The organism is Aeromonas sp. s6 (genome assembly GCF_040907815.1).
Taxonomy (GTDB): domain Bacteria; phylum Pseudomonadota; class Gammaproteobacteria; order Enterobacterales; family Aeromonadaceae; genus Aeromonas; species Aeromonas caviae.
Map to the genome: position 1 here is coordinate 1 of NZ_JBFOCN010000093.1, position 16,419 is coordinate 16,419.

Below are 16,419 nucleotides of genomic sequence, written 5' to 3' on the forward strand. Positions count from 1 at the left end.
AAGGCGACTGCGTAATGAATTTCTGGACTTGAGAGGTGCTTACAGCAAACCCGTACTCTGGTCACGCTCTTACTTTGCGGGCTCTTGCGGCGGAGCACCGTTGGAGGTGATCAAGCAATACATTCAAAACCAGCGGGGCTGACGCCCCGGCGAAATTCCCCTCCCACCTACGTCGGAGGGAGTCCCCTTTCGCATTTAAGATGGGGCAGCAGGGTATGGTCGCTCATGGAATACCTCCGGTTAGCCATCGACGCCAACCCGTCAATCGGGGCGCTCACTTTTTAGCTTAGCCCGCCCGCGCTCGCCCGGTGTGCAGGTAGACACCAGCGCCCTTGACGGTGCCCACCCTGTAGCAGGTATGCTCGACCCCTTCGGCGCCCTGCCGTGCGGGCGCCGCTCAAACAAGGATGCCGCATGCAAACCAAGGACAAGTGTCTGGCCGCCCTGGTCATTCTCTGCTGGGGACTCAACTTCGTCGCCATCAAGTGGGGGCTGGAAGGCATCCCCCCACTGCTGCTGGGAGCACTGCGTTTCGTCGGAGTCGTCTTCCCGGCCATTCTGCTGGTCCCCAGGCCTGCCATGCCCTGGCGCTGGCTGCTGGCCTATGGCGGTGCGATCAGCCTGGGCCAGTTTGCCTTCCTGTTCTGCGCCATGAAATTCGGCATGCCCGCCGGCATGGCCTCCCTGGTGCTGCAATCCCAGGTGGTCTTCACCCTGCTGTTCGCCATGATCTGGCTGGGAGAGCGCTGGCAGCCCCACCACTGGGTGGCACTGCCGCTGGCGGGAGCAGGTCTTTATCTCATTGCCACCCATGGCGAGGGCAACCTCACCCTCATCGGGTTTGTGCTGACGCTGTGCGCAGCCGCCTGCTGGGGCCTTGGCAATGTCATCAATCGCCAGATAGGTCTGCGCTATCGCACCTCTCTGCCGAGCCTGGTCGCCTGGGGCGGGCTGGTGCCCATCCTGCCCTTCTTCGCGCTCTCCTGGCTGTTCGAGGGGCCCGAACTCATCGCAAGCAGCCTGCTCAACATCCGTTGGCAGGGCGTCTTGTGCGTGCTCTATCTCTCGTTTATCGCCACCTGGCTCGGTTATGGCCTGTGGGGGAGGCTGCTGATGCGCTATCCGGTGGCCCAGGTTGCCCCCCTCTCCCTGCTGGTGCCCTGTGTCGGCATGGTGGCCGCCGCCCTGCTGCTCGATGAACACCCCACTCCCCTGCAATGGCTGGGCTCGGGTCTGGTGCTGCTCGGCTTCGTGGTGCATCTGCTGGGGGGCAAGATGCGCTTCTTGAAGACCCAAACCGAGGATTGACCTCGCCCGGGAAACTTCCCATCATGGGTCAGGCCCTCTTGGGCCCACCCCGTTATTTCGGCAGGACGCCATCATCAGGAGAGCAAGGACATGCGTCATCCGTCATTTTCGATCATCCCCTCTTTACCAGGCATCATGCGGGTCATGGCCATGCTGCTCCCCTTCTGCTGGAGCCCGTTCGGCTGGAGTGCCACCCTGCCGGCAGATCTCAAATGGGAGAGCAACGACACCGACCCCGTCTATGCAGACCCCGAGGCCAAGCGAGGCGGCACCTTCCGGGATTTCATGTCGAGCTTTCCGCTCACCTTGCGCAAATACGGGCCGGATTCCAACGGCGGCTTTGCAGCCTACGTGCGCGAGACCAACCTGCCGCTCCTGAGCACCCATCCCGTGACGCGCAATCCCATCCCCATGCTGGCCAACCAGTGGGCTTTCGGCGCGGATAACAAGACGCTCTATTTTCGCATCAACCCCAAGGCCCGCTGGTCGGACGGCCAGCCCGTCACTGCGGATGACTGGGTCTTCACCCTCAAGATGATGCGCAGCAAGGAGATCAACGACCCCTGGTACAACAACTACTACAGCACCCAGATAAGCGAAGTGACCAAGTTTGACGATCACACCCTCGCCATCACCAGCGGTACCGAGAAGAGCCGGGAAGATCTGCTCGAAGCCCTCCCCTTCACCCCGGAACCCAGCCACGCCATCAAGCTGACCGCCAACTGGGTCAAGGAGTACAACTGGAAGGTGCTGCCGGTCACAGGCCCCTACCAGATTGGCGAGCTCAAGAAGGGCAAGTCGGTTACCTTCGACCGGGTCAAGGATTGGTGGGGGAACGACGAGCGCTACTTCCAGCACCGCTTCAATCCGGATCGCATCGAGATCAAGGTGCTCAGGGATCAGAACATCGCCTGGCAGCACTTCCTGCGCGGTGAGCTCGATACCTTCCCCCTCGTGATGCCCAACTGGTGGCACGACAAGAGCAAGACCGCCGAATTCGAGAAGGGCTATATCGAGCGGCTCTGGTTCTACAACCAGACGCCGCAGTCCCCCATGGGGCTTTACCTCAACACCGCCGACCCGCTGCTCAAGGATATCAATGTGCGGCTCGGCATCCAGTATGCCCTCGCCCTCGACAAGATGATCGCCACCCTGCTGCGGGGTGACTACCAACGCCTCAACAGCTACGGCTCGGGCCAGGGAGCCTTCACCAATACCGACATCAAGGCACGCCCCTTCGATCCCAAGCTCGCGCGGGACTACTTCGCCAAGGCGGGCTTCACCAAGACGGGGCCGGATGGCGTCTTGCAAAACGACAGGGGCCAGCCCCTCTCCCTCAGCATCACCTACACCACGGCCGAGCATGCCCAGCGCCTGACCCTGCTGCGGGAAGAAGCGAAGAAGGCGGGCCTCAATCTGGAGCTGAACCTGATGGATGCCTCCGCCGGCTTCAAATCCATGCTGGAGAAGAAGCACCAGAGCGCCTGGATGGCCTGGAGCAGTGGCCGCTATCCGGCCTACTGGGAACACTTCCACAAGGTCAACGCCAACAAGCCCCAGACCAACAACATCATGAACCTCGATGACGACGCCATCTCGGCCCTGGTGGAGCAATACGACAAGGCCTTCGACTTTGGCAAGAAGGCCGAGCTCTCACGGCAGATCCAACAGCGGCTCTATGAGCTGGCCAGCTTCGTCCCCGCCTATCAGGTCCCCTATACCCGGGCAGGTGCTTGGCGCTGGATAAAACTGCCCAAGATACCGGCAACGCCCCAGAGCGATCTGCTCTACTGGCCCCTGGATGGCGCCAACTCGGGCTACAGCTTCGGCGGCCTGCTCTGGATTGACGAGCAGCTGAAAGCGGAGACGAAAGCCGCCATCAAGCAGGGCAAGACCTTCCCTCCCGTCACTGTGATCGACACCCGCTACCAACAACCCTGAGCCGGCTCCGCGCTCTGGTTCGGCGCAAACAAAAGACCCCGCACTGTGGCGGGGTCTTTTTTGTGGCGGCAGTGCCTAGACGGGACTTAGCCGCGCTTGGCCTGCTTTTGCGCGATGGCGTCGGCCACGTCGGCCGGATCCAGCACAATCCCTTCCTGATCCGGCGTCGGGAACACGGCCACGCAGAGATCATCCTGCTCCATGCCATCCACCCAGCGATCCAGCCACACCTTGAGGGTGATGGATTGCGGCTTGCACTCGGCCCACTCCCCTTCGGCCCAGGCCTTGGCGTAGTCGGGATGCGGCCATACCGGGATGCAGTCTTCCTCTTCGGTCGTCAGCATCATGACGCCGTGTTCGTCGGTCAGGACAAACAGCTCTTCGTGCTCGACCAACTTGCTGATGAAGTGATCAAAGCGGTAATCGGCGTTCAGTTGCAGCGCGGCATTGCGCTCGGTGTCGCTAAGTTCATAGCTCATCGGTCAAGTCTCTCGTTCAATAAAGGGCGACATGTTCACATCTTGCCGACCCCTTGTCCAGCAGGAGTAATCGGTCATCTGTCTTTCCATCGCCTCACCCCAGCTCGGGGGTCAACAGCCGGAGTCCCGCGGTCTCACCCAGTCGCTCCCTCAGCCAATAGGCGGACTCCACCTCCACAAAGCAGAGCTGATCCCGCCCCGCAGCGACCCCCACCATGATCTGCTCAAGCCGTGCTTGCTGGGCGGCACTCCAGGCAGCAACCAGCTTGCCGCCATGGGCCTCGTCCACCACCTCGCGGCGCAGCTCGAACAGGTTATCGGTGATCGGGCTGTTTATCTTGCTCGGGTGGCGCCAGTACATCTGCAGGTTGTCCAGCATCTCCTCATCGTAACTTGCCAGCGCATCGAGCTCCGGCGTCTCTTTGCTCTGGGCCGCGAACTCGCACCAGCCTGCCGACAAGGTAGCCAGACTCTGGGCATCCTTGCCATGCTGACGCAGGGTCGTCACGTCTTCCCCACGAATGGCCGGCAGCCAGAGATCTCCTTGATGTTGCGCTAGGAGAGGGAGCAGCAAGGAGGGAGCATAAACAGGAAAACGGGGACCCAGAGAGTGCAGCAGAGAGACCAGAGTGACAGTGATCATGAGACGCGCCTTGAACAAGATGACCTAGCATCACGCCTGGTCATGAGGGTGAACGAGGGTGCCATTCTAGCATGTTTGCCTTGCTGGGGGCGTTTGCGTCCAGCCGGACCGGTGATAGATAGCGTCCAAAAAAGCAGCGTTTGAACCAGAGCGGCCCCGATAAAGGCCAATTGTTTGAGCCAGCGCCCACTAAAGAGGCACCGGGGATGCTAGGTTGCATACATCTTTAGCGTAAGGAGTGCATCCATGAGTGGGATCAACCAGGTTTCTGACGATTTTGTGAATGAGCTGAAAATACTGGCGTGTTTTGATCCGGCCAACATGAGCCTGGGGATCAAGCTGCGCAGCGACATGTCGGAAGCGCTTTGCCAGGCGGCAGCGCGCCTGCACAGCCAGGGCCTGATCACCGCGGCAGATGGCGGCTATCTGACCCCTTTCGGCATGACCATGCTGGAGCATCTCCAACACCTGCTGGTCGCACTCAAGCCGAATTGAGCGGTTGTGGTGCCCAGAGCGAGAAGTTGAGCAACTCCCAGCGCTCTCCTTGTCGCAGCAGACAAGCAAACAGCAAAGGACCTTCGGGTCCTTTTATCTTGCCATCGACCAGCCACTCTCCCGCCCGTTTTGGCACCGGCTGTACCCTGATCTCATCGGGTTTCACCGCGTTTCCCAGGCGAACATGTACAAACTGTTGACACACGGACACGGCATCATTCACCGCAGGATCAGGCGTTGGCGGGCTGGCCTGACCGGTCAACGCCACGGTCAGCAAGAGGGATGCGAGCAGGGTCATGACGCGTATTGATGAAGCCATGAAAACAAAAAGCCGTGGCACCAGAGGTACCACGGCTTTCTTAAATTCTGCAAGAATTACAGAGCAGTTACGTTCTCAGCCTGCGGGCCTTTTTGACCTTGGGTCACAGAGAACTGTACGCGCTGACCTTCAGCCAGGGTACGGAAGCCGTTACCTTGGATAGCGCTGAAGTGAACGAAAACGTCCGGGCCGTTTTCTTGCTGGATGAAGCCAAAACCTTTGGTTTCGTTGAAAAACTTAACGGTACCGGTGATCATGTTAGACATATCTTTAAACCTGTATTCAAAATAATTACTTATGCTTTTCAGCGGGTAAAGCTCAAAAAACGGGATTACTTATGAACAACAGGAAAAGATGTAAAACATCATATTCATTGACATAACTATCGCCTTTTCAAGCTGGTTAACATTATACGTGCCTTTGTCGATTACGCAAACAAATTTGTACCCCGCCAGCGGCGGGGTACAGCGGGTCAGACCTGTGCCGACTCCAGTGCCTGGACCAAGGCTTTGAGGAAGCGAGCCGCCTCTCCACCGGTGCAGGCTCTGTGGTCAAACGTCATCGACAAGGGAAGTGCACGCACCGGGCGCGCCTCACCGTGGATGAACACCACCTTCTCGAACAACTTGCCCGCACCTATGATGGCCACCTGGGGTGGTGTGACGATGGGGCTGGCGTAACGGCCAGCGATGGCGCCAAAGTTGGTGAGGGTGATGGTTGCCCCCTGCAGCATTTCCCGCGGCACGGCACGGGCCTTGACATCGGCGATCATCCGATCCAGTCCCTGCCGTATGTCAGCCGAGTCCCGTTCAGCCACGTTCTCCATCACGGGCACATAGAGCCCATGCTTGGAGTCAACCGCGATGGCCACATTGACCTCCCTGAACAGACGCCGCGACAGGGTCTCTCCGTCAAACCACGCATTCATGGAGGGTTCGGCCCGACACGCCACGCCGATCGCCTTGATAAGGCGCACAGTCACATCTTCATCCGGGCGCCAGTGGCGCAAGTCCACTTCGTCGGTGATGCTCACCGGCACCACAGTCCGGTGCGAGAGCTCCATCGCCTTGGCCATGGCCCGGCGCGAGCCTTTCAGGAATTCGTTGCCGCTCTCCTGCTGGGCCTCGAACGCCTGCTGCACATCCTGCTCGGTCACCATGCCAGCGCTGCCGGTTCCCTTGACCTTGTCGATATCCAGCCCCAGTTTTTGCGCCAGCAGACGGACCGCTGGCATGGCTTGCACCAACGTACCGCCGGGCGCCATGGCCCCCACCACGAAATGATCCTCGATATGCTGCTGATGGGCGCTGACCTTGCCAACGACGGTGCCGTCATCCTCGCCCCCTTCAAACTCCACCAACGGTGCCCCGATGTGGAGGATGTCCCCCTCCTGCCCGCACAATCTGGCGATGACCCCGGCCACCGGCGAGGGCACATCCACCAACGCCTTAGCCGTCTCCACCGACAGCAGTACCTGATCTACCTGCACCGTATCACCGGCGCTCACCTTCCACTCGACGATCTCGGCCTCGGCCAGTCCTTCGCCCAGATCCGGCAATTTGAAAAATTTCATGACCTGCTCTCCCTCTGCTGGGACATCACCAAACATTGACAGACACCATGGAGCCCTGTGGCCCAGGCACTTGCGCATCCGTACCTGTCGCGCGTCATAGCCACTGGTTCTCCATCAGTTGCCGAGCTGCCTGCGCGATCTCCTGCTCGGTGATGAGGTAATACTCCTCGTTGCGATAGTAGGGGACGGCGGCATCCACGCAGGTGAGGCGTCTTGGCGGCGCCTTGAGGGCAGTCATCGCCTCTTCGGTCACCTGGGACACGATTTCGGCCCCCACCCCGAAACTGCCACAGGCTTCGTGTACTACCAGCAACCTCCCGGTCTTGCGTACCGAGGTCAGGATGCTCTCCATGTCCAGGGGTTTGATGGTGGCAAGATCCAGCACCTCGCACTGGATGTCCTGCTCCGCCAGCAGGTTCGCCGCCCGCATGACTTCCTGGATGCAGGCTCCCCAGGCCACCACAGTGATGTCCCGGCCGGGACGCAGGGTAAAGCAGACATCCAGCGGCAGGCCGATGCCGTCATCCACCACATCCGACTTCATGGAGCGATAGATGCGATCCGGCTCGAAGAACATCACGGGATCCGGATCCCGAATGGCCGACAGCAGCAGGCCGTAAGCTCGCTTCGGGCTCGAAGGGATAACGACCCGCAGCCCGGGGATATGGGCAAACAGGGCCTCGACGCTCTCGCTGTGGTGCTCGGGCGAATGGATGCCGGCGCCGTAGGGGGAGCGGTAGACGATGGGACAGGCGACACGGCCACGGGTCCGGTTTCGCATCCGTGCAGCCTGGCAGATGATCTGCTCCATGCCCGGGAAGATGAAGCCCTGGAACTGGAACTCGGCCACGGGTTTGAGCCCCTGGGTCGCCATGCCCACCGCCACTCCGGCGATGAGCCCTTCGGCCAGCGGCGTATCGATGACCCGCTTGAACCCGAATTTATCGCGAAGGCCCACTGTGGCGCGAAACACACCGCCGTTGACCCCCACATCCTCCCCCAGTACCACCACATCAGGATCGCGTGCCATCTCGTGGTGCAACGCCAGATTGATCGCTTCGAGCAGCGTGATATCGCTCATAGTCCCTCCCCGCTCTGCTGCATGCCCTTGGCGATGATGCGTTGGCGCTGGGCAAGATAGGCCTTCGGCAGCTCGGCAAACTGGTAATCGAGCAGGGTCTCCGGCGCCTGGGGCGTGATGGCCTCGTAGGCGGCAACGGCGCGTTCCACTTCCCGGCCCGCCTCTGCCAGCAGTGCCTGTTCCTGCTGCTCATCCCACCAGTCCCGTTCAAACATGAACTGGCGCAGCCGCTTGACCGGTTCCCTGGCCCAGGCCGCTTCCACCTCGGCGCCGTCACGATAGCGAGTCGCATCATCGGCGGTGGTGTGATCCCCGAGCCGGTAGCTGACGGCTTCGATGAGCGTCGGCCCCTTGCCGCTGCGAGCCCGCTCGACGGCGGCGCGGGTCGCCTCATAGACCGCCACCACGTCATTGCCGTCCACCTGGAGGCTGCGCACCCCGGCCCCGATGCCCTTCTGGGCCAGGGTGGGCGCGCTCGACTGCAACTTGCGCGGCACCGAGATGGCCCACTGGTTGTTGTTGATGATCATCACCATGGGGAGATGCCAGACACCGGCACAGTTGAGCCCCTCGAGGAAGTCTCCCTTGGACGTGCCGCCATCGCCGATGGTCACCACGGCGACCCTGGGCTGGTTGCGCAGCTTGAAGGCGGCCGCGATGCCGGCAGCATGGGTGATCTGGGTGGCGATGGGAACGCAGATGGGCAAGTCTTCCGACAACTCGCCATCGGCCTTGTAGAAGACACTGCCCCGTTCATCGCCGCCCCAATACTGCAGGTTATGCTCCATGGGCACGCCCCTCACGTAGAGAGTGGGCATGTCCCGGTAGTAGGGCACATAGACATCCTCTGGCTGCATGGCGAGCCCGACACCGATCCCCACCGCTTCCGCCCCGAGATGGGAGGGAAAGGTGCCGAGTTTGCCGGTTCGCTGCAGTGCTATCGCTTTCTTGTCGTAACTGCGCACCATCACCATGTTGCGGTAGAAGGTGTGCAGCATCGCCTTGTCCAGCCAAGTCGGCAGTGTCGCGACCGGGCGCCCCTCCTCATCGAGGTAACGAAGGAAGGGAATGTCGACATGGGTCATAACTGGCTCCTTGCCGTTGTCAGCGTCACCACCATGAGGTGACATTTAAAATGTAAACAACATGTTAACTAAAGGGCAACGAGATTCATCCAGGTAAGACCAGTAGAAACTTCTTTTATTTTCGAAGGTAATCGGAACTTTCGGCGAGCAGAAACAAAGAAGGGAGCCTGTTCAGGCTCCCTGTCATATCGAGTTCGGGATCACGCCCATCACCGTCATGCTGCTTGCCACCGCCCGTGGCGCAGGTTCAGCATGAGAAAAAGGCGTCAATTCACTCCCACAAACGGGTGGGTACTACCAGCAGCATGGTGCGCTGTCCGATGGCCACGTTGGCGTTGGGGAAGACCACCGCCTCCCGCGCTTTCTCTACCCTGTATTGCCGATCCCCATCTTCTGCCAGCACAAAACCCTGGGGAAATTCGGTGAAATTGTCCACATCGCTAGCAAACAGGAAGCGGAACTGCTCCGACTGCTTGTTGATCACCCGATCTATGGCAAAAAGGGTGAAGTCATCGGCTCGCCATGGCTCGAGGGCCACCTCATCCCGGGTCACCAGCTCCTGCAATGTCTGGCGCACCTCGATGAAGCGAGTCATGTCGTTTTCACCGAAAGGCCGCACCTTGCCCAGCTCCACCGTAAAGGCATGGGCGCCGTGCTGGTGCGAGCTGTAATAGCTGAAGGTGGTAGTCGGGCCGCTCGAGAGCAGTATGGTGCGCACGCCGCAGGCACCGAGGAAACGTACCTGCTCCTTGCAGTGGGGGCGTTCGTGGGGGAAGGGATAGACGGCAAACTTCTCGTGGCGCGAGCCGCGAATGGCGGTATGCAGATCGTAGTGGTAACGGGGCCTGCCCGAGTCGGCAAAGAAGCGGCTCACATACTGCTCCAGACGCATGGCGCGGATGCGCTCCCGGTTGCACAGCCCCTCCCCCTTGCTGTGGGCGCCCGAGAAGAGGCGGTTCATGTTCTCTTCCACCTCCCTCACCCCCTGGTTCATGGCGGCGGGGTTGCCAAAGAGGAAGAGCACCCGGTGACGAACCTTGAGCTCCTCTGCGAGCAACCGGGTCAGCAACTGGTTGCAGATCTCGATAGGGGCGGTCTCGTTGCCGTGGATGCCGCAGGAGAGGACGATGTCCTTGTGCCCGGGTTGCCCCGCCTCGGAAGCGGGTTCCAGGCAGATCACGCCGGTATCCCACACGCTCACCCGGGTACCGTCGGTCAGATTGAAGGCGAAAGGCTCGAGCTGCCACTCATGGCGGCGCGTCAGGGCCAAAAAGTCATGCTGGGGAATCATCCGTCTCACCCTTTAGTCTGAAATGCCATGGCCGGATTATACGCAAGGCAACCGGGCTTAAAATCAGTTTTTAAACAAATTCAAACAGTAAGGATACAAAAGTGGCGAGAATGAGTGACAACTCATGCAACAGGGTCAAGCGGGGGGAAACACGGGAGAGGGAAAGTGGTGAACGGGTATCGGCAGGTGAAGGCAGCATGCCTTCGGCAGACGGGTGGGCATCATGCCCCTGGTATCAGCAGAAAAACAAGGCATCCATGCCCGGCTGATCAACCACGCCAGAACGGCTTGGTGGTCTCTTGATAGCGGTCGGCTTCGTTCAGACCGATGTCCTTGAGCAGGTAGGCGGGCAGCTCGGAGAGCTGGCGACGGCTGCGGCTGCGTTCCAGCCAGGTCAGGACGGTCATCTTGACGCGAGCAACCAGATTCGATTCGCTGGAATGCTGGTAACCGGCTTCGGTATAAGTCATGTTGGCCATGATATGGCTCCTCTCTCTCGTTCTGCGCAAGGCTCGGATTTGATGCGCAAAGCTTAGTCAGGGCGGGGAGGTGCCTCAATTGACGAATTTTGATACATGACATTAGTAAAAGTAATGGTTGATATCGCCAGGGCAATAACCATAACCATATGATTTTAAAATGAAATAATGCTGAAACTTTCCCCCTGGCAGCCTGACAGCATTTTCTCCTGCGCCACCCACTTCTAACTATGCACTTTCCCACGCTAGCTATGCACGGCACGACACCGAGTCAGCAGGGTGCAAACTCTCGGTCACCAGGGTTTGTTAACAAATAGATCGCAACAAGATCGTTATTTAACAAAAAGATACGAACAGGCAACCTGAACCGGATGCCCCCATGTCACCCCCATCGTCAGGGTGGCACCGGACACTTGGCACCCTGCCATCATACTGGTATGGTTATTTATACAGTGGTTTATCATGCTGCCTCCCCACACTGCCCCAATATCATGCTGAACAGGGGAGCGGCACACACACAGGATCTGCCGATGGACACCTTTACCCCCACCGCCGCCCTGCGTCAACAGATGGCCCTGCTGGAGGCGTCGCTGGCACGTCTTGCCCGGCAACTGGGCCAGCTCGAGCTGCTGGAGGCTCATGTCTATCCCCTCCCGGCAGTGGCCCAGGGGGAAGAGCATGAGCCCATCGAGGCCATCGAGGTAGGCTATCTCTCGGGCGAGGCGGCCCTTGCCGCCACCCTCGCCGCCTTTCAGGACCACAGCGCCCGCCCCGGCTGCTCTACCAAGGCGACTCACCGTCTGCCCGGCTGGCTGCGCTTTCCTGCCGCCTGCGCCAGGGAGCTGGCCCCCGTCATCGAGGAGATCAACGCGCACAAGCTCGCCTTCAAGGCCATGGTCCAGGCGGCGGGCGGGCGGGACGAGAAGTTCGAGCTGGTGCACGGTGCCCTGCCCGGTGTCATCACCCTGCAGGTCTATCGCAAGCTGACCTGGCTTCAGGGAGATCTCCATTCGCTGGGCTTCACCTGGGCCGACAAGCAGAGCATCAGCCGCCTCAGCCGGGAGCAGGTACTGGAGATGCTGGAGCGCAGCCGCCGGTACGTACCGGCGCTCTTTGACAACGAAGAGTGGAGCAAGATGGTGGATCAGGAGGTATACGACATTCGCCGCCTGCCGGCTGATGCCGGCCTGCGGATCCGCAGGCCGGTCAAGACCCACCCCATGATCAACCTGCTCTGGCAGGACCGGGAGCCCCGCAAGCAGCAGATCAAGGCGAGCCTGCCCCTGCTGCTCTGCTCCGATACCCAGCCGGCCGTCACCCATCTGGGTCACTACCCGCCCAAGCTGCGCCAGGCACGCCGGGATCGCAAGATTGGCGGTGACCCCATTATAGAGCGGCTGCACCTCTACCTCTATCAGGGGTAGCGCAGGCTCGGCACCGCCACAAACGACAAGGGGAGCATCCGTGATGCTCCCCTTGTCACATCGAGCGACAGCCCGCCGTCAGCTCATCAGCAGTGCCCGCAGGCTCTCCACATCCAGCCCCTTCACCTCGGACTGGCCGCTCAGGAGGCCGTCGGCCAGTGCCCGCTTCTCGTCGTGCAGCGCCACTATCTTCTCCTCCACCGTCTGCTCGCACACCAGGCGATAGACGGTCACCGGCTGGGTCTGGCCCATGCGGTGCGCCCGATCGCTCGCCTGATCTTCCACCGCCGGGTTCCACCAGGGATCGAGGTGCAGCACGGTATCGGCCTGGGTCAGGTTGAGGCCCGTCCCCCCCGCCTTGAGGCTGATGAGGAAGAGTGGCACCGTTTCGTGGCGAAAACGCAGGATGGACTCCTGACGGGACTTGGCCGAGCAGCCCCCATCCAGATAGCAGTAGTCCCACTGCCGCTGTTCGATACGGCTGCGCAGCAGGCTCAGCAGATCGACAAACTGGCTGAACACCAGCACCCGGTGGCCACCATCGATGGCTTCGTCCAGCAGCGCCATCGCCTCGTCCAGCTTGCTGCTGGTCTGGGACCACTCCGGCATCACCAGCTGGGGGGAGCAGCAGAGTCGGCGCAGCCGGGTCAGGCCGCTCAGCACATGCATCAGGGCACGGCCATCGGCACTTTGCACCTGCTGCACCACCTCGCGCCGGGTCGCCTCGTAGAGCTGACGCTCCTCGGGGGAGAGGCTGATGTGATGGATGATCTCGGTCTTGTCCGGCAGCTCCGTCAGCACCTGTTGCTTGAGGCGGCGCAGGATGAAGGGGCTGATCACCGCCCGCAGCATCGCCATGTGCTGGGGATCCTTGACCGCCTTGCCAAAGCGGCGCTTGAACTCCCCGAGGCTCCCGAGCAGGCCGGGGTTGATGAAGCTGAACAGGCTCCACAGCTCCCCCAGATGGTTTTCGATGGGAGTGCCGGAGAGGGCGAGGCGAAAATCCCCGTCGAGCTGGAACAGCAGCTTGGCGCGCTGGGTACCGGCATTCTTGATCTGCTGTGCCTCGTCCAGCACCATGCTCGACCAGCGGCGGGACTTGAGCGCCTGGGAGAGACTGCCGAGCATGCCGTAGTTGACCAGGACGATCTGTCCGGCCCTGGCCCCCTGGATCAGGGTCTCCCGCTCGGCGGGATGGTCGAACACCACCACCTCGAGCTCGGGGGCAAAGCGGGCCACCTCCTCCTGCCAGTTGGTGACCACTGACTTGGGCACCACCACCAACGCCGGGCCCAGGTGCTGGCGCATGCGCAGCACGATGAGGGCCTGCAAGGTCTTGCCAAGGCCCATGTCATCGGCCAGACAGGCACCGAAGCCGTGATGAGCCAGGGTCGCCATCCAGCGTACCCCCTCCTTCTGATAGTCCCGCAGCGCCGTCAGCAGCTCGGGGGGACAGCTCACCTCCTGCTGCCACTCCTGCTGAAGGTTCTGCCAGGCGGCATCCCCCTCGGTGGTGATGACGGAGAGCAGGCGGGCCAGCGGATAGGCCAGCTTGTTGTTGATACGCTGCTCGTCGTCCAGCATGGCGCCGAGCACGGTGAGACGTTCAACCAGCTTGTCGCTCAACATCAGGCTGGTCTTATCGTCGAGCTGCACCGTGCGCTGGCCCGGGGTCAGCTGTCGCAGGATGAGGCGAAGATCGAGGATCTGATGCTCGTCCAGCGAGAGCTCTCCTTCCACCTGGAACCAGTCCTGACGCCGCTCGATACGCAGGCTCAGGGCCTCTTCATCGAGGCTCTTGAGGCGGGTGCTGTCCTGGTGCCAATGTACCACCACACCGGCGTCAACCAGCTCTGGCAGGGCGTTGACCAGGGTGAGTGCCTGCTCGCCGTCCAGCTTCCACTCGTTGCCGGGCAGGCCGATGGGCAACTGGTTGCGAAGGCGCTGGGCCTCGTCCTTCTCGGCAGCCAGATCCCGCTGCCAGTAGTGATACTCCCGGATACCCTGGCGCACAATGGCCTCCCCCTTGCCCAGAGGCAAGGGAGGCAGGTCCCCCTCCCGGGTCACCAGCTGGACCACGAGCTGCCCCTCCTGCCAGTCGAGCAGGACGGAGGGAACGCCGGGCCAGGGGGCCAGCTCGGCATTGCCCCTGAGGCCCGCCACCTGGCTGTGCCAGGGGAGATCGGGGATGGCATCCAGCGTGCGTTGCAACTCCTCGAGCCCGGCCGGCGGCAATGCCGGAATGGCCTCCAGGGCCGGTAGTCTGTCCAGCAGCGCCTGCGGTGTCAGAATAAGCTGCCACAAATCCTGAGCAAGAGGGACGATGTGCGCACCACGGGCGGCGGGAGCAGGGTTTAGTCTGGCACTCATGCCCTTCCCGCTCTGTACCAGTTGCAGCAGAGGGGCACTGATGGCCAGTTGCAGCTTCTGCCCCTTGGCATTGAAGAGCCGAGGATGGTTTGCCAGGGGCACCCAGGCATCTCGGGGCAGCTTGTCCATGTTGCGCGGCAGGGTACGCACCAGTGCCCAGTCCGCCTCATCCAGCAGGCTGGCGTACTGGGTGGAAAGCAGGGCAGGATCGACCCTTCGCCCGGCGGTCCACTCCCCCTTGGTACTCTGCTTCTGGATCTTGCACTCAAGCTCTGGCCCCTCCGCGTGGAGCAGCCAGACCAGCCGCTCCCGAGGCTTGCGCACCCCACTCGAGCGTCCCAATCCCTGCAGCCAGTTGAGCCAGCTTGCCGAGGCGGGGGCCTTGCCTTCCCCCTCGGTGGCATCCTCTTCCTCTCCTTGAGCAGGACGCAACGCGCGCAGGGGCCAATGGGCGGCCTCCCGGCCAAGCAGGAGTCGCAGCAGATCCTGGCAGAAGACCATCAGGCGATGCCGGGGCTCGGCGTCCAGCACGTGAGAGAGGTCCCACTTGTGCAAGATGGTCACCTGGGGGCTCTGCTCGCCATGGCGCGCCAGGGCGCAGAGATCGAGCCAGAGGTAACCCCAGTGGAGCTCCTCCAGCGGCAGTTGCAGGGTATCGAACAGGCCGACCGCCTGGCCGTGGCGATCACCGGCCCACTGCCCCAGCAGATCGGCCAGCAGGGGGGAGTGATTGCCCAGACTGCGCTGCCACTTCTTGCGCTGCTCGCTCCCCTGCACCGGATCTGCCTGTTGCAACCAGCCGAGCCAGAGCAGGGCGCTGAACATCCGGGGCCAGGGCGACGCCTCTTGCCCCTGCCACTGGCCAAGCGCGCCCAGCAGCCGCTCGGCCAGGGGTTGCTCATCCCCCTGCTGCGCCAGTTGTTGCAGTGCAGGCCAGTGAGTGGTTACCTCGCCGCCAAAGGGGCCGCAGAGCCACTCCCATTCTTGGGCGCGAGCCTGGATCTGGCCAGAGAGCGCCGGGGAGCAGGAGGCGACCAGCGTTGCCAGCGGCCAGCCCTCGTCAGGCTCAGCATCAAGCAGGGCCTGCAGGGCGAAGTGCTCGAGCAGCAGGGCCTGCCAGGCGGGGCTGGAGCCTGCCAGCAGGCGGTGAGCATCGGCGAGATCTAGGAGGCTCAGGAGTTCGGCACTCTGGTAATAGGCCGGGATCTGCCCCGCCTCCCCCAGACAGAGCTCGCGCACCACCTCCTGTGCCTGCTCCAGGCCCGTGACCGAGGGGATGCGGGACCACTGCGGCATGGGGCACTCCCCCGCACGCACCGCCAGGATCAGGGTCAGGGTTCCCTCTGCCGTCAGACTCCACTGCTGCTCCGTTCGTTGACGGACAAGCCCCCACTGCTGCAACTGTTCGAGGGTGTCGAGCAGCGCACGCCCGGGTGCGCCCGGGGCATAGAGGGTGTCTTGCAGGTAACGAGTGCTGGCGGCGCGCTGCAAATGCAGCTCGCACAGCAGGGCATGGCAATCTGAAGAGAGGGTGAAGGCTGACATCAGAACTCACGGGCAAGTGCAAAGGCGGAATTTTAACGGGAAAGCGGCGGCGGCTCGACCCTTAAGCGCGAAATAGTGCAAAAAAGCTGGCGCCTTTGTTGACATCCTCCCCCACCTTAGCGCTTCGCGTCACAGGAGGGGGATCCCCATTACTGGGTGATAGCTGCTCGCGCAGTACCGGGTTCCTGCTTCATCGGGCGGCCTGATTGCACCACGCCTCCACAGGCTAAAACGGCGTGTCCCGCCGCTAAAATATTGCGAGCGCCGTTCACATCGGCGTTCGCCTCATAGCCACACGCAGCGCATTTAAACTGGCTTTGCGTCTGGCGGTTATCCTTCGCAGTATGCCCACAACAGGCGCACTGCTGGCTCGTGTAGGCCGGGTT

The 16,419-nt window shown here is 61.7% G+C and carries 16 protein-coding genes; 5 read left to right on the forward strand and 11 right to left on the reverse strand.

Features of this window, described 5'->3' with window-relative positions; translation table 11 throughout:
* From AB5Y50_RS14295 to AB5Y50_RS14305, 3 genes are all read left to right on the forward strand, one after another.
* The coding region (locus tag AB5Y50_RS14295; RefSeq protein ID WP_319861765.1) for a transposase at positions 1-142 on the forward strand (142 nt) is incomplete at its 5' end.
* Positions 143-414: 272 nt separating this feature from the next.
* The gene (locus AB5Y50_RS14300) at positions 415-1,308 is read left to right on the forward strand and encodes an EamA family transporter (protein ID WP_010675306.1); all 894 of its coding nucleotides are present in this window, start codon (positions 415-417) and stop codon (positions 1,306-1,308) included.
* Between the two features lie 135 nt (positions 1,309-1,443).
* Entirely contained in the window at positions 1,444-3,249 is a 1,806-nt protein-coding gene (locus AB5Y50_RS14305; protein WP_368163072.1) for an extracellular solute-binding protein, read from the forward strand.
* Between the two features lie 86 nt (positions 3,250-3,335).
* On the opposite strand, the gene AB5Y50_RS14310 is transcribed toward AB5Y50_RS14305, so the two are convergent.
* Positions 3,336-3,728 (reverse strand): DUF2750 domain-containing protein, encoded by a 393-nt coding sequence (locus AB5Y50_RS14310; protein WP_010675308.1) that lies wholly within the window; start codon positions 3,726-3,728, stop codon positions 3,336-3,338.
* Positions 3,729-3,822: 94 nt separating this feature from the next.
* Complete coding sequence (locus tag AB5Y50_RS14315) at positions 3,823-4,371, reverse strand: hypothetical protein (RefSeq protein WP_045524136.1); 549 nt, start codon at positions 4,369-4,371, stop codon at positions 3,823-3,825.
* A 246-nt stretch (positions 4,372-4,617) separates the two neighbouring features.
* On the opposite strand from AB5Y50_RS14315, the gene AB5Y50_RS14320 reads away from it, so the two are divergent.
* Positions 4,618-4,866, forward strand: a complete 249-nt coding sequence (locus tag AB5Y50_RS14320) for a TIGR02647 family protein (RefSeq protein WP_010675310.1) — start codon at positions 4,618-4,620, stop codon at positions 4,864-4,866.
* Here AB5Y50_RS14320 and AB5Y50_RS14325 read toward each other — a convergent pair.
* The 7 genes from AB5Y50_RS14325 to AB5Y50_RS14355 all read right to left on the reverse strand — a co-directional run bounded on the left by AB5Y50_RS14325 (position 4,853) and on the right by AB5Y50_RS14355 (position 10,694).
* Positions 4,853-5,164, reverse strand: a complete 312-nt coding sequence (locus AB5Y50_RS14325) for a hypothetical protein (protein ID WP_103260431.1) — start codon at positions 5,162-5,164, stop codon at positions 4,853-4,855. The genes AB5Y50_RS14320 and AB5Y50_RS14325 overlap by 14 nt on opposite strands.
* A 77-nt stretch (positions 5,165-5,241) precedes the next feature.
* The gene (locus AB5Y50_RS14330; protein ID WP_005302803.1) at positions 5,242-5,451 is read right to left on the reverse strand and encodes a cold-shock protein; all 210 of its coding nucleotides are present in this window, start codon (positions 5,449-5,451) and stop codon (positions 5,242-5,244) included.
* Between the two features lie 206 nt (positions 5,452-5,657).
* On the reverse strand, positions 5,658-6,758 hold the full coding sequence (locus AB5Y50_RS14335) for a dihydrolipoamide acetyltransferase family protein (RefSeq protein WP_053288328.1): 1,101 nt from the start codon (positions 6,756-6,758) through the stop codon (positions 5,658-5,660).
* A gap of 94 nt (positions 6,759-6,852) precedes the next feature.
* On the reverse strand, positions 6,853-7,839 hold the full coding sequence (locus AB5Y50_RS14340; RefSeq protein ID WP_368163069.1) for an alpha-ketoacid dehydrogenase subunit beta: 987 nt from the start codon (positions 7,837-7,839) through the stop codon (positions 6,853-6,855).
* Positions 7,836-8,924, reverse strand: coding sequence for a pyruvate dehydrogenase (acetyl-transferring) E1 component subunit alpha (gene pdhA / locus AB5Y50_RS14345; protein WP_368163070.1), 1,089 nt, complete (start codon positions 8,922-8,924; stop codon positions 7,836-7,838). The genes AB5Y50_RS14340 and pdhA overlap by 4 nt, the downstream gene beginning before the upstream one ends.
* Positions 8,925-9,195: 271 nt before the next feature.
* The gene (astE, locus tag AB5Y50_RS14350; RefSeq protein ID WP_104454406.1) at positions 9,196-10,215 is read right to left on the reverse strand and encodes a succinylglutamate desuccinylase; all 1,020 of its coding nucleotides are present in this window, start codon (positions 10,213-10,215) and stop codon (positions 9,196-9,198) included.
* 269 nt (positions 10,216-10,484) lie between these two features.
* The gene (locus tag AB5Y50_RS14355; RefSeq protein ID WP_010675316.1) at positions 10,485-10,694 is read right to left on the reverse strand and encodes a DUF1127 domain-containing protein; all 210 of its coding nucleotides are present in this window, start codon (positions 10,692-10,694) and stop codon (positions 10,485-10,487) included.
* A 530-nt stretch (positions 10,695-11,224) separates the two neighbouring features.
* Here AB5Y50_RS14355 and AB5Y50_RS14360 point away from each other — a divergent pair.
* Entirely contained in the window at positions 11,225-12,118 is an 894-nt protein-coding gene (locus AB5Y50_RS14360) for a DNA replication terminus site-binding protein (RefSeq protein WP_045524126.1), read from the forward strand.
* A 78-nt stretch (positions 12,119-12,196) separates the two neighbouring features.
* Here AB5Y50_RS14360 and AB5Y50_RS14365 read toward each other — a convergent pair whose 3' ends face one another.
* Complete coding sequence (locus tag AB5Y50_RS14365) at positions 12,197-16,033, reverse strand: DEAD/DEAH box helicase (RefSeq protein ID WP_368163071.1); 3,837 nt, start codon at positions 16,031-16,033, stop codon at positions 12,197-12,199.
* 149 nt (positions 16,034-16,182) lie between these two features.
* On the reverse strand, positions 16,183-16,419 hold a 237-nt coding region (locus AB5Y50_RS14370; RefSeq protein WP_139127878.1), incomplete at its 5' end, for a zinc ribbon domain-containing protein.